Source organism: Corynebacterium sp. HMSC074A01 (assembly GCF_001831515.1).
GTDB lineage: Bacteria > Actinomycetota > Actinomycetes > Mycobacteriales > Mycobacteriaceae > Corynebacterium.
The window spans coordinates 41,067-55,068 of the sequence record NZ_KV825615.1 but is presented as its reverse complement, the minus strand read 5'-3'; the positions used below and the strand labels follow the sequence as shown (position 1 = coordinate 55,068).

Sequence of the window (14,002 nt, the reverse complement as noted above, 5' to 3'; positions counted from 1 at the left end):
GTGTTCCTCTCGCGGGCTAAGCGTCGGCGGGCTCGGTGGGTTCTGTGTGCTCGGTGGGCAGCGGCTGGTCGAAGTCCAGCGGCGGCAGGATTGCGGTCAGCGCGTTGTAGTTGGCCACGCCGAGGCGCAGGCGTTCGTCGCTGGCCCAGCGCTCCGGGATGGCGTGCGGCGGGAACGCGCCGCGCTGGATGTGGCGGTAGACGTTGCTCAGGTTGGTTTGCAGCGTCGCGACCGCGTTGTCGTCGACGGTGATTTTGACGTGCGAATCCTTCGGGTCGCGGAAGAACCAGTAGCGCGCCTGCACTGCGGCGATGTCCCCGGGCCACAGGCCGGGCCCGCCGGGGAAAAGCTCGGTCGGATCTCCGGTGGCGGCGAGGGTGCGCACGATGTAGCCGTACAGGGCGAGCTGGAAGTAGTAGTGCGGTGCGCCGTCTTTGACCTGTCCGGTCGGCGTCTCTTGGCCCACGTACGAATCCGTCGTCTTGCCTTTGCCCGACTTGTAGTCGGTCACGCGCAGGGTGACGGCGCCGTCTTCTACCTTGTAGTCCACGCGGTCGGCGTAGCCCTTGACGGGAAGCTCGACGCCGAGCTCGGGCAGCGGAAGCGGCGCGGCGGGTTCGTCCTCGGTGTTGCCGAAGGCGAACTCGGTCGCAAGCGGGGTCCACCCGTCCTCGGCTGCGCCTTGTTCGGCTTTCAGCCAGGTCAGCACGTCGACAAGCGCCTGTGCGGCGAAAGTTTCCCACACCAGCGGGTTGACCTGGTCGGTGCGGCGCGCGGCGAGCTCCTCATCAAGGATGCGCTCGAGCGCGGCGCGGGCCGTACCGTCCCAGTCCAGGTCGGCGTAGCGCGCGGGGCGCGCGGGGTTGTCCAGCCACACTTCGTTGGTCCAGCGCTCGAACACGGCGTGCAGGATCGTGCCGGTATCCGCGGCGGCGACCTCCATCTCCGCCGCGTCGTCAGCCAGCACCCAGTTGCCGGTGACACGCTCGATGAAAAACGCCAGCGGAGACCTAGTAAAGCCCTCCAGCGCGGAGCTGGAGATCGGCTTTGTCAGCGTGCGCAGGCCAACATCGGAGCCGACAAAACCGGTGAACTCGCCGGCCTCGCCAGCTTGTCGCGCCCGCATGATCTGCGCGTAGCGCGCCGCCCGCTCGCTCGGGGTACCTGCCAGCGCGTTCGCCAGCGCCAGCTCCGCGTGACTGATCGGTGTGCGCTCACCACTTGCAAGTGCCGGGTGCAGCGCGTTGATGGGCACCTCCTCCCCTTCGAGCCAGGTCGAGGGCTCGGTCAGTCCTCCGCCGCTAATGCCGGATCGGGCCCGCGTGAGCACAATGCTTCTCGACGCCTCAAGCGCTGCCGCAAGCGTACGGCCCCGCCTAGCCAGAAACTGCTCCGGGGTGGTCTGCTGTTGCGCCTGTGTCAGCGTCGCACTTGGGTGCAGCGTGCCGGGCAGGGCCGCGTCGGTGGTGCCGGTGATGAAGGCGAGCTGGAGGTTGCGACCGTCCAGGCTTTCCAGCGGGCCGACCGTGAGCACGCCGGTGGTGGTGGCGCGCGTCGGGCGGGCGGCAAAGGCGCTGGCGATCTCGAGCGCGCGCTCGCGTTTGGGCGTGCCCTGCTGGGCGGCGAGCTGCTCGCACAGCGGGTCTAGGAAGGCGGCCAGCTGGGACTGGTCGGAGAGTACCGCGCCTGCCACGCCTCGGAACGCGTCGGCGAATGTCTCCCAGCTCTTCGTTTCCCAGAGTGGGGTGAGTACTTCGCGCAGGCCTACAACCCAGCGGGCGGCGGTGATGCTGCGCTCGGGGACACGCTCCCGATCCGGGGTAGCGTCCTCGGCCTGGCGCGCGGCCGTGGCAAGGACTGCGTCCCAATCGCGGCCGGTCAGCGCGGTGCCGAGGCGGTCGCGCGCACCGGCGTCAAAGGCGCGTAGGCCGGGGGAGTCGTTAATCTCCCCGGTGGAGAGCAGTTCCACGAGCTGGTGGCGGTGCATCTCCTCGGGGCGCAGCGTGAGCAGAGCGCGCAGCGCGCGAAACACGTTGTGCTGCGCCCACACCTCGCGCGCGGGCGCGTGGTAGGGGATGCCCGCCTCATCGAGCGCGTGGGTGAGGAAGGGCAGCTCCGCGTCCTCGCAGTAGGCCACCGCGATGGCGTGCAGTGGAGTGCCGCTGGCCACGGCGTTGAGGATGCGGCCGGTGACGTAAGCCGCCTCGTCCGGCTCGGAGATTAGCGAGACGCGTTCGGTGTGCTCGCGCAGGTCCGACAGCTCCACGGGTGTGGCATCCGGGAACTGGGCAAGCGCCCACTCAGTGCGGGTGTCGTGGGCACACGCGCCCACGGTGACAAGCGCCCCACGGCGGGAGGCGGCGGCCGCTCCTACTGCGTCCGGGAAGGTGAAGTGGTTGTCGTGAAAGTGCGCGTCGGCACGCTCGGCGAGCTGCGCCACAGTTTCGGGAAGGCGAGCGTTACCGTGCTGCGTGCGCCATTCTGCGGGGCTGTTGAGGAGTACAAACAGGGCATCCGTCAGCGCCTCGTGCGTGGCCGCGGAAGTGTGCAGCTGCGCTTCGTGGAAGGGCGTTGGCGTCGCACCCTCGGCAAGCGCTGCGGCAACGAAGGCGGCGACGTCGCTGCGCTGCAAGAGCGTGCGCGGCGCCAGGTCGCGGGCGGCGCGGGAAAGCAGCATGTCGAGCGTGACCACGTCGACCCCGAGGCGCGGCCTGCCGGTGGCGAGCGCGGCGACGACATCGTCGAAGGCTGGTGTGGGGCACAGCACGGTGCAAGGCGCAAGCGGGTTATCGGCTTGGGCGGTATCGACGGCGTTGAGCAGTGCGGCGGCGTACGGGGATGGAGTCATGCGCACTACAGTATCTGCCCGGTCGAACAGCGGCAGGAAGTTGGTCGAATGTTTGTTCGTAAGGGGGGGGGGCGGGTTAGCGTCGAAAAGCGAGGCCCTCGTAGCCGGATGCCCTCCACTGCTCCAGCAGCTGGCGGAAAGCGACGATGCTCTCGCCGTAGATCTGGGAAGTAAAGGCACCGTCGCCGTGCTCGTAGCCGCTGTAGTAGCCGGGCACGCACTGGGCGAACGCGGCCCGCAGCGGCGCGCCCTTCTCTTTGACCTGTGCGGCCCAGGCTGCGGTGGCCTCGGCGGTAGGCACGACGGAGGTGGCGCCGCGGCGGCGGGTCTCGCAGATGATGTCGACGATGTGCTCGGCCTGGATGAGAATGCCCGAGGTATTGCTGTGTGACAGTGCGATCTGGCTCGTCCCGATCTGGAACATGTTGGGGAAGTTATCCGTAAGCGCGCCGTGGAGGGTGCGCAGGCCTTGTCCGTGGTGCTCGGAGAGGGTCTCGCCGTCGGCGGCGATGACGTCTAAGCCTGTGCGGGAGAACGGATCCCGGGTAGTGTCGTAGCCGGTCGCCAGGATGATGCAGTCCGCCTCAAACACCTCGCCGCCAGCATGCAGGCGGTTGCCCTCGATCTTCTCGAGGCCGTTGACGGGAGCGTCGATAAGCGTGACATCGGCGCGGTTGAAGGCGGCGAAGTAGCCGTCGTCGTAGGTAACCCGCTTGCAGCGGTGCTTGTAGAAGGGTTTGAGCTTTTCGGCGGTGGTGGGGTCGGTGACGGTGGCGTCGATAGCTGCGCGAATATCCTCCATGAGCGCCATGTCCTGCAGCTCGAAGACCTCGGGCCGGTCGGCCGGGTCGACCTGTGCGAGGTCCGGCACGATGTCGCAGGCGGTGGCCAGGCGTTTGACGTAGCCGGTGAAGTGATCGTTCACCATGTCCTCGTCCTGCAGGAGGCCGGAGGTGTTGGCGTCGAAATTCTGCATGCGGGCCTGCTGCCAACCCTTGGGCAGCGTGGACCACCACGCGGGGTCGGTCGGGGTAGTGTCCCGGTTGCCGATCGCCGGACCCGGCGTGCGCTGGATGGCGTAGGTGTGCCGCGCCTGGCCCGCGACCGCGGGGATGATCTGGACGGCGCTCGCACCGGAACCGACGACGGCGACGACCTTGTCGGCAAGCTTGGACAGTGTCGGATCTTCCGGCGAACCCCCGGTGTAGCCGTAGTCCCAACGCGAGGAGTGGAAGATTTTGCCCGGGAAGGTCTCGATCCCCTCGATGGCGGGGGTGACCGGCGCACCGAAACCACCGTTGGAGCGGATAACCACGCGGGCCCGGATGGTGTCGCCACGGTTGGTCGCAACCGTCCAGACCTGGTCTGCGTCGTCCCACACCGCGCGGGTTGCACCGGTGTGGAAGACGGCCCTGTCGTAGAGGCCGAAGAAGCGGGCCATGTGCTGGCAGTAGTCGAAGGTCTCGTGCGCCATGGGGAACCTACTCGACGGCACATAGCCCGTCTCCTCCAGCAGCGGGTAGTAGACGTAAGATTCCACGTCGCACTGCGCGCGCGGGTAGCGGTTCCAGTACCAGGTGCCTCCGAAGTCACCCGCCTGGTCCACGATGAGGAAGTCCTCCAGGCCCGCCTTACGCAGCTTCGCGCCGAGCGTCAGCCCCGCGAAGCCTGCGCCGATGACGAGGATGTCCACCTCGCGGTTGAAAGGCTGGCGCGGCGTGGGCGTCGACCACGGGTCGTTATCCTCCAGCGCGTGCGTGCGCTTCGGGGAGGCAGTGCCCGCGCGCTTGGTGTTTTCCTCGCGGTAGCGGCGGCGGAGTGCATCCGGGGAAAACTCGAGGTCAACCTGTATGCCAGAGTGCGCGAGCCGGTACTTCAATGGAGCCCTTTCAAGCCAGGTGCGTGAACTAACGTGGCACGCCTGTGAATTGAGATCCAGATAACACTATGCGCGCGCCCGGCTCGTGAACAAACGGGGGTACACACTCGCCCGAGTGCCTGCTTGCCGACGCTACGCAGCGCCCAAGCACTACACTGCAGCCCATGATGCGGATGGTTGCGTTTGCCCCGGTCATCTATTCGGCGGGCAAGGTTTTCGACAACCTCCGTACTGGACGGCTTGCTACTGAGGAGTTCTTGGCCAACGGCAGCACCGACGGAATCGCCTCGCGTGCTGACCTGCAGCTGCTCCAAGACCTCCGGGACGCTGCACGAATTGCGCTGCGCGCGAAACACGACCGGCAGGCGGTGACTGCCGAGCTCGTGTGCGCACTTAATGCCGCGATGACGCGCTCTGCGGCGCTGCACCCGGGGCAACTGCGCCGGGCAGAACAGCGCATCGGCGTGCGCACGGCCTACGGCGACCACATGCCTCCGGCGCTCACGATGGAAAAGCTGCGGGCGCTCGTGGAGGAAAATGAGACTGAGTCCTTTGAGCCTGACTCAATGCTTGCGCGGTCAGCGCTGCTATTCGTTCGTCTGGCTATGGCGCAGCCCTTCGAAGACGGCAACAAGCGCACCGCGATCCTGGCAGCCAACGCCCTCCTCCCCGAAGACACTGTGCTTGTCGTCCCGCACGGCACAGAAGCAAGCGGCGAGATCGAGTCCGCGTTTCATGACTTGCTTGCCCGCGCGTACATCTACGGCGACGACGACCGCGCGGCAGTCCACACGGTCGTCGAATTCATGCTGGCCCACCAGCCTGCGGGGGAGTAGCTCAGCGCTAGTCCATCGAAACCAGGATCTTGACCTCTTGCGGGTTGCGCAGCGCGTTGAACCCGTCCTCGACAACGTTCTCTGCCTTGATCTTGGACGTAATAAACGGCGCGAGATCGACCTTTCCGTCCTGCACAAGCTTGATCACTGTGGGGTGATCGTTGCAGTAGCCGATGGAAGAACCCATGACGCGTTCCTTCATCGTGAGCTCTCCCATGATGTCCATGGAGTAGGGGTGCATGTGGAGGGCCAAGACCTCAATCCGGCCCGCCGGGCGTGTTGCATGAATAAGGTCGTGGAGCACTTGGGGGACACCCGCTGCGTCGAAAGACACGGAGACCAATTCGCCGTCAGTGAGCTCAGTAACCTTCTCGTGCAGGTCCTCCTCGAGCGGGTTGACCACGTGGTCTGCGACCCCAGCTTCGAGCGCCTTGTCACGACGTGCGCCAGATGGTTCCGAAATGATGACCTTCATCCCATACGCCTTGAGGACTGCGCCAGTGAGCAGGCCGATGGGGCCAGCGCCGCCAACGAGCGCCCACTCGCCCTCGTGGTCGGTGTTGGCGTAGCCGGCGTGGGCGATGCCGTGGTGTGCGACTGCAAGCGGCTCGATGAGCGCTGCCTGGTCGAGGGGGATGCTGCCGGTGGGGTGAACCCAACGCTCTTCCACAACGATGTGCTCCGAGAGCCCACCGCCGCGGCCGGAAATTCCGATGAACCCCATCTGGTCGCACAGGTGGTAGTCACCGCGATTGCAGGAGGGGCAGGTGCCGTCAACCATGAAAGGCTCAACAACGACGTGGTCGCCGACGCTGATCCCGGTCACGCCCGGGCCGACTTCTTCAACGACACCGGAAAACTCGTGACCCATCACCACAGGCAGCGTTTCGCCGGAGACGGGGTGGGGGTCTTCCTCGGACGGAGCCGGGGGCATGGGCCCGTCGAAGTAGAGGTGGACATCCGAGCCGCAGATGCCTGTGTAGGCAGGAGCGATTTTGACTGTGCCGGGGCGAACCTCAGGCTCTGCAATCTCGTCGATTCGTAGGTCTTCTTTTCCGTAGTAACGAACTGCCTTCATGCCAAATCCTTTCGGTCCGTGTGACCTCGATTCTACGCTTGGCTACCTGGTGTAGCCAGGGAAAAGAGGTTTGCGTGCCTGCATTTTGGTGAGGAGTTGGGGAGGTTGGGGCACCGAAGTTTACTAAATCCTCGTAGTTGGCGAGCTCGCGGAACTTCGGTGTGATCGACATACGTCTTTTGCCTTCGCGGTGGCGCGTCACGATGGGCCTGGCCGTCGCAACTTGCGCTGAAGCCGGCGGCACGCCGGTCTTAGGAGGGTCAAGTCCCGTGGAGTGGTGTAGCCGTTTAGCTTGGGCCGGGCCCTATTGATGCCTCGACCGCGCAAACTACTCAATATCCTCGCCAGGCGGGAACGCAAAGTCTCAACCATTGTGACCGCACATTTCACCCCACACGAGTGGTACAAGTCCATCCCCGACGCCGTGATCTCCGAGTCAATCAATCCTCAACCGAATCGTCTCCAGTGCCGAGGTCATCACACGCGAAGGACCAAACATGCGCCTGACCACCAACGCATAACCACCGGCAACGCCTGAGTGAGATCCGCTACCGGGTACTCACTCACCAGATACTCACCACACCGCTACCATTTCAGTCTTCTGAACACTGCAGATCCCCCTATTTACATGTAACTATTTGTGGGAATTTACATGTAAAGTTGCCGTGTTTTCCGTCCATGACCCCAGCTTGTGTGGGATACTAAGAACGGCCCGTATGAACGACAGGGAGACTCATGGCGACCAAGAAGCGCAAGGTTCCGATGCGTCACATCAACATCGGTGATCTTTCGCGTGGTCAGGCATCACGCCTGATCAAGGATGTGTCAGACAAGGACGAGCCCGCTTACGTTCTGCGCTACGGAAAACCGATCGCCGTGGTGATCTCGAACGAACGCTACGAGAGACTAATGAGTGAAGGAATCGACCCGAGTGAGCACTGACAGACCTACTAGCCACGTTGCTTTGATCTGGAGCATCGCAGAGATTTTGCGTGGCGATTACAAGGAACACGAATACGGCGACGTCGTGTTGCCTTTCACTGTGCTGACCCGCCTCGATTCCGTTCTCGTGGATACGAAGCAAGCGGTCCTCGATATCAAGGCCACCTCAGTTCCGAGCAAGATCAAGGAGTTGCAATACGCCAAGGCTACTGGCTATCCGTTGTGGAATACGTCGAACTTCACGCTCAAGACTTTGCTGGATGACCCGGACAATCTTGAGCAGAACCTGAGCTACTACGTGCAAGCGTTCGCGCCTGCCGCGCGTGAAGTGATGGAGGCGTACAGCTTCTACAACGTCATCGAGCGTCTCGACAAAGCAGGCCTGCTCTATCAGGTGCTCAGCGAGTTCACGTCCTCAAAGGTTAACCTTCATCCTGACGTAGTCAGTAACGACCAGATGGGCTACATCTTCGAAGAGCTCATCCGCCGATTCTCCGAACTGTCGAATGAAACCGCTGGTGAACACTTCACCCCGCGCGAAGTCATTAGCTTGATGGTCAATCTTCTCTTCAACCCAGAAGAAGACATTAACCGGCTTTGTGCAGACGGTGCTATGGCGTCGCTGTATGACCCCGGGGTCGGCACCGGTGGAATGCTCTCGATCGCTGCGCAGCATGTTGAGGATCTAAATGACACGGCTCGCCTCGAGGTTTACGGACAAGAGCTCAACCCGCAGACGTATGCGGTGGCGAAGTCGGACATCATGATCAAAGGCGAACGGCAGGAACGCATTTACTTTGGTAACTCGCTGACCAATGACCAGACGGCGGGCCTCCGCTTTGACTACATGCTGTGCAATCCACCTTTTGGTGTGAATTGGAAGAAGTACGCTGGCCCGATTTATGAAGAAGCTGAACGAAAGGGGTACCAGGGTCGCTTCGGCGCTGGAACGCCTCGTGTTTCAGACGGCTCGTTTCTTTTCTTGCAGCACATGATCTCGAAGATGAAGCCCTACGATCCACAGGACTTCGTGAATGCTCCTGGTACACGGATTGGCATCGTATTCAATGGCTCGCCCCTCTTCACAGGCGGAGCCGGGCAGGGAGAATCTGAGATCCGCCGTTGGATCCTTGAAAATGACTGGTTGGAAGCGATTATCGCGCTCCCCGATCAGATGTTCTACAACACCGGAATCCTCACCTACATTTGGGTTCTTTCAAATAAGAAGGAACGTCGCCGCAGGAACAAGGTGCAACTGATCGACGCGACCAGTTACTTTCAGCGGATGCGTAAGCCCTTGGGGGAAAAGCGCAAGGAACTCACGCCCGAGCACATCGCTGATATCACTCGCATCTATGGAGACTTCCGGGAAACTGAGGTGTCGAAGATCTTTGACACCGAGGACTTTGCCTACCGCGAAATCGTTGTGGAGCGTCCATTACGGTTGAGCTTCCAAGCCGCCCCTGAGGCGCTCGAAGCGCTCAAGGACGCCAAGCCCTTTGCTGACCTAGCCACATCAAGGAAACGAACCGAGCCAGCACGTACCGAAGAAATCGAGGCGGGCAAGCGAGTGCAGGCAGCGATCATCGCCACCCTCGAGGCGCTCGATGCTGAGCACGTGTACCTCAACCGGGACGAGTTCACCGACCTTATCCGTAAAGGCATCAAGGAACACGGTGAGAAGATCGGCATCGCATCGCTACGCAAGATTGTTGCCGAGCTTGGCACAAAGAATCCTGCTGCGGACATCTGCGTCGATGCGAAAGGTAACCCGGAGCCAGACAAGGATCTACGCGACACCGAGCAGATCCCACACCGAGAGGACATCGAGTCATACTTCCAGCGCGAAGTCATCCCCTACGCTCCCGACGCCTGGATCGACCACGACAAAACCAAGATCGGCCATGAGATCCCCTTCACCCGCTACTTCTACAAGTACGAAGAACTCGGCGACCCAGTAGAAACCCTCACTGAGATCCAAGCGCTCTCTGCGAACATTCAAGCCGACATCGCGAAACTGTTCAGCGAGCAGGTGAATTCATGACTGCCACGTCCCCGTTAGAAGACTGGAAGAAGATTCCAACACGATACCTATTTCGGTTTACACGTGGCTATGCCATTGGCAGAGCAGAAATGGGAAGTAGTGGCATTCCCTGCGTTCATTATGGAGATATTCACACTGATTACGGGTTTGAGGTTGACCTTGATACGGCCAGGCTTGGTCGCGTCGCGGAACCAGGGAATCATGGAGTGAATGACTTCGTATCAAAGGGTCAGTTCCTCTTCGCAGGATCTTCGGAAGATTACGAAGGTAGCGGTAATTTTACGCTGATACAAGGTGCGCAGCGCGGTATCGCAGGCACAGATACCATCGTACTTACTCCAAGAGGTAAGTTGCCAGACAGGTTTATTGCGTACTTATTTGACTCCTTATTCTTTCGCGAGCAGATAAGGCCACACATGATGGGCACGAAGGTGTTTCACCCCTCGCAAAGAGTGATAAAAGATGCATTATGCATTCTTCCGCCAAGACATGTGGCCGACACAGTTGCTCTGTATTTGGATGGCAAGACCGCTGAGATTGACACTCTCATCGAAAAGCTCACTCGTCAGATGGAGCTGTTGGAGAGGTATCGGCGGGAGTTGATCGCCCGCACGGTAACTCGCGGTCTTGATCCGGATGCGCCGATGCGCGACAGCGGAATCGAATGGATCGGGGAGATTCCTTCAGCTTGGTCAGAAGACTCCCTCAAATCCATACTTCGGAGAGTCAGTATCAAAAACAAGCCTGAACGCCGAGTTCTATCCGTGGAACGAGTGAATGGGGTCGTAGACCGAGAAACTGAGGGGTCCCCGGATAATCACAACCGGCTATCAGATGATCTGAGTGGGTATTTAGCCGTGGATCGCGGACAGTTTGCTATGAATAAAATGAAGGCGTGGCGTGGGTCTTACGGCGTCTCCAAGCTGGACGGGATCGTAAGCCCTGCATATTACGTGTTTGACCTGAATCACCCCAACCCCGAGTTTTTCAACTGGGCGATCAGGTCTGATGCATACGTGCCCTTCTTTAGCCGCGACTCCTATGGAATCAGAACGGGCCAGTGGGATTTTAAGATGTCTGCACTTCGTTCGATTCCATTCTTTTCCCCAACTATCGACGAGCAAGATGAAATTGTTGCGTACCTAGAGCGAGAAACGGAAGTAATCGATTCCTCTATAGAGGGGATCAATAAGCAGATTGAGTTGTTGGGTAAGTATCGCAAGCAGGTTATTAATGATGTTGTGACTGGCAAGGTTCGTGTGGGAGAGGTAGCGTGATGGATACGTCGGAGCGCAGGTTCGAAGATGAGATCGAGTATTGGTTGACTCACGTCGGCCCTTCTGAGTTCGACCTCTATGAATCGAAGCCGTCGGCAGGTTTTGATAAGCAGCTCGGCCTGTATCCGCAGGATCTACTCGATTTTGTGCGCGAGACCCAACCTCAGCAGTGGGAGCGCCTAGAGCGCATTCATGGGGCGAAGGCTGGGGAGAAGTTTTGCAAGCGTGTTGCTCGCGAACTCGACAAACGCGGAGTCGTGGAGGTGCTACGTCGCGGCGTGGAGGATCTTGGTGCCCGTTTCAAGCTGGTGTTCTTCGCCCCTGGTTCTGACCTCAATGAGCTGCTGGCAGAGAAGTACTGGGCGAACCGATTGACTGTGGTCCGTCAGCTGTACTACTCGACGAAGAACTCCAACTCCGTTGACACCGTGTTGTTCGTCAACGGTATCCCGGTGGTGACGATGGAGTTGAAGAATCAGCTCACCGGCCAGACCTATAGGGATGCTGTTGACCAGTACAAGCGTTCTCGGCCCGCCAGCGAGGTATTGTTCGGGCTGAACCGCCGCGCGGTGGTGCACTTCGCTGTTGATACTGACGAAGTGTGGATGACTACCAAGCTGGCAGGGATGGATACGGTGTTTCTGCCGTTTAACCGTGGCTTTGAAAATGGTGCTGGGAATCCGCCAGTACCAGGTAAGTACAAGACGTCTTACCTGTGGGAAGAGGTGCTGGCCAAAGATTCTTTGCTCGACATTTTGCATCGTTTCGTCCAGTTCATCCCGCATGAGAGTGACCGGCGCAAAGACAAGTTGATCTTCCCGCGCTACCACCAGCTTGATGCCGTCCGCGCGCTCGTGGCCGACGCGAAGACGCATGGTGCCGGGAAGAACTATTTGGTGCAGCACTCTGCTGGGTCGGGTAAGTCGAACACGATTGCTTGGCTTGCCCACCACTTGTCGAACCTTCATGATGACCAGCAGCGCGCAGTCTTTGATTCGATCATTGTGATCACAGACCGGCGCGTGCTGGATAAACAGCTGCAGGATACGATCTACGCGATGGACCACACCGCTGGCGTGGTGGTGAGGGTAGACAAGAACGCACGCCAACTAACAGAGGCGCTCGCCGATGGCGCGAAGATCATCATCTCCACGTTGCAGAAGTTCCCCTTTGTCGACGTGAGTAATGTGGCGACGACTGGTAAGCGCTTCGCCGTCATCGTTGATGAGGCTCACTCGTCACAGACAGGCGAGGCGTCGGAGAAGCTCAAGCAAGTGCTCGCAGACACCGCCACTGCTGGCAAGGAGTCTGAGGAGGACCTGCTTGAACGCTACGCGGCCGCCGAAGCCCAGGTTGAAGCGGAACAGCTCGAGATTGATGAGCAGATCGCCGAGGAGCTGCGCACACAGGGACGTCAGCAGAACCTGTCGTTCTTCGCGTTCACTGCGACGCCGAAACAGAAGACGCTAGAGATCTTCGGCACTCCGGTACCGGATGCTACTCCACGCCCTTACCACGTGTATTCAATGCGTCAGGCGATCGAAGAGGGATTCATCCTCGACGTGTTGAAGAACTACACCACGTACCAGACATATTACCGGGTCGGGAAGACCACGACTGATGACCCCGAGTATTCCACGAAGCAGGCGAACAAAGCCCTGGGCAAGTATCTGAGCCTGCACCCGTATAACCTACGGCAAAAAGCGGAGATCATCATCGAGCACTTCCGTACCAACGTTGCCCACAAGATCGGCGGGAACGCTAAGGCAATGCTCGTTACCGGCTCTCGGCTACATGCGGTGCGCTACTACTTCGCTTTCCGCGACTATATTGCGCAGAGAGGTTACGCTGATCTTGGTGTGTTGGTGGCATTCTCTGGAACTGTCGTAGACGAGGGTGCCGAGTACACCGAAGAACAGCTCAATCAGATCCCAGAAGCTGAACTACCCGAGAGGTTTGCTACCGGCGAGTACCAGCTGCTGCTGGTTGCCGAGAAATACCAGACAGGCTTTGATCAGCCCTTGTTGCACACCATGTACGTGGATAAGAAACTCCACGGAGTGAAATCCGTTCAGACGCTGTCACGGATCAACCGGATGCACCCGGGAAAGACCGACACCTTCGTGCTCGACTTCGTCAACTCCGCAGAGGACATTCAAAGGTCCTTCCAGGACTACTACATCTCGACTGGTATCACGGAAGAAACCGACCCCAATATCGTTTACGACCTGTACCACTTCCTTGCCTCTTACCATTTATGGACAGACAAGGAAATCGAGGGTTTTGCCAAGGTGTTCTTCACCGAGCAGAAGAAGCAAACGAATCTCGACTTCAGCAAGCTCAACGCCTACCTTGACCCGGCGGTAGGCCGGTTCAACGAGCTTGACGAAGAAGACAAACTTGACGTGCGCGCGAGGATGAACAAGTTCACCCGCAACTATGACTTCCTGACCCACATCATCCGCTACGACGACGAGCGCCTCCACCGCTTTGCCGCATACGCCAGGCTCCTAGTGCGTAAGCTCCACATCGACGGTGACCCCGCGCCGAGCCTTGAGGGCGAGGTCGCCTTGCAGTACTACCGCCTGCAGCAGGTGTACGAAGGTTCGATCGACCTCGCTGATGAGGAAGGCGAACTGTCGAACAATCCCGATACGGGTGGGGCCAGCGAGGACGAGAAGGACACTTTGTCAAACATCCTCTCCAAGCTCAACGACCGTTGGGGTACCGAGTTCACCCACATGGACAAAGTCATTGAGCAGCTGACCGAGGACATGGTTGACGACCCTGAGATTCAGTCACGTGCTCGCAACTCGCTGGACATGTTCGCCATCGTTTACGACGAGCGCATCAAAGACATCGTGCTTGAACGCATGAACCAGAACCAGGATTTTGCGATCAAGTACCTCTCCGACCCGCAGTTCAAAGCAGATATTGACCGCGTGCTCTTGCCCCTGATTCACGATCGTCTCAGCTGCAGGGAGTAGCTGCCCGGACAGCCTGTAGGGACCGCACGACGCGCCCCAAGAAGGCCTCTTGCAGCCCGCTGGATTCGCGTGTTCGCATGGTAGCGAACACGCTAGGAGGATACATGAGCG

The 14,002-nt window shown here is 60.1% G+C and carries 8 protein-coding genes; 5 read left to right on the top strand and 3 right to left on the bottom strand.

Annotated elements, in window-relative coordinates:
- Positions 1–16: 16 nt before the first annotated feature.
- A complete protein-coding gene (locus HMPREF2550_RS04040) occupies positions 17–2,848 on the bottom strand; it encodes a PD-(D/E)XK nuclease family protein (RefSeq protein WP_070789870.1) in 2,832 nt (943 codons plus the stop codon).
- Between the two features lie 76 nt (positions 2,849–2,924).
- Positions 2,925–4,727: a flavin-containing monooxygenase gene (locus HMPREF2550_RS04035; RefSeq protein ID WP_070789868.1), complete on the bottom strand. Its 1,803-nt coding sequence runs from the start codon at positions 4,725–4,727 to the stop codon at positions 2,925–2,927.
- Between the two features lie 164 nt (positions 4,728–4,891).
- Here HMPREF2550_RS04035 and HMPREF2550_RS04030 point away from each other — a divergent pair, with 164 nt between their 5' ends.
- Complete coding sequence (locus HMPREF2550_RS04030; protein WP_070789867.1) at positions 4,892–5,563, top strand: Fic family protein; 672 nt, start codon at positions 4,892–4,894, stop codon at positions 5,561–5,563.
- Between the two features lie 7 nt (positions 5,564–5,570).
- On the opposite strand, the gene HMPREF2550_RS04025 is transcribed toward HMPREF2550_RS04030, so the two are convergent.
- Positions 5,571–6,641, bottom strand: coding sequence for a 2,3-butanediol dehydrogenase (locus HMPREF2550_RS04025; protein WP_070789865.1), 1,071 nt, complete (start codon positions 6,639–6,641; stop codon positions 5,571–5,573).
- Positions 6,642–7,376: 735 nt separating this feature from the next.
- On the opposite strand from HMPREF2550_RS04025, the gene HMPREF2550_RS04020 reads away from it, so the two are divergent.
- Genes HMPREF2550_RS04020 through HMPREF2550_RS04005 form a run of 4 tightly spaced genes read left to right on the top strand, consistent with a single transcriptional unit; the run spans position 7,377 to position 13,891 of the window.
- Positions 7,377–7,583: a type II toxin-antitoxin system Phd/YefM family antitoxin gene (locus HMPREF2550_RS04020; RefSeq protein WP_070789863.1), complete on the top strand. Its 207-nt coding sequence runs from the start codon at positions 7,377–7,379 to the stop codon at positions 7,581–7,583.
- Positions 7,584–7,605: 22 nt separating this feature from the next.
- A complete protein-coding gene (locus HMPREF2550_RS04015) occupies positions 7,606–9,627 on the top strand; it encodes a type I restriction-modification system subunit M (RefSeq protein WP_246819752.1) in 2,022 nt (673 codons plus the stop codon).
- Positions 9,624–10,904: a restriction endonuclease subunit S gene (locus HMPREF2550_RS12055; protein ID WP_141760519.1), complete on the top strand. Its 1,281-nt coding sequence runs from the start codon at positions 9,624–9,626 to the stop codon at positions 10,902–10,904. Before HMPREF2550_RS04015 ends, HMPREF2550_RS12055 begins: the two co-directional genes overlap by 4 nt.
- Positions 10,904–13,891 carry a type I restriction endonuclease subunit R gene (locus tag HMPREF2550_RS04005; RefSeq protein ID WP_210400211.1) on the top strand — a complete coding sequence of 996 codons (2,988 nt, stop codon included), beginning with the start codon at positions 10,904–10,906 and terminating at the stop codon, positions 13,889–13,891. The genes HMPREF2550_RS12055 and HMPREF2550_RS04005 overlap by 1 nt, the downstream gene beginning before the upstream one ends.
- Positions 13,892–14,002: the final 111 nt, after the last annotated feature.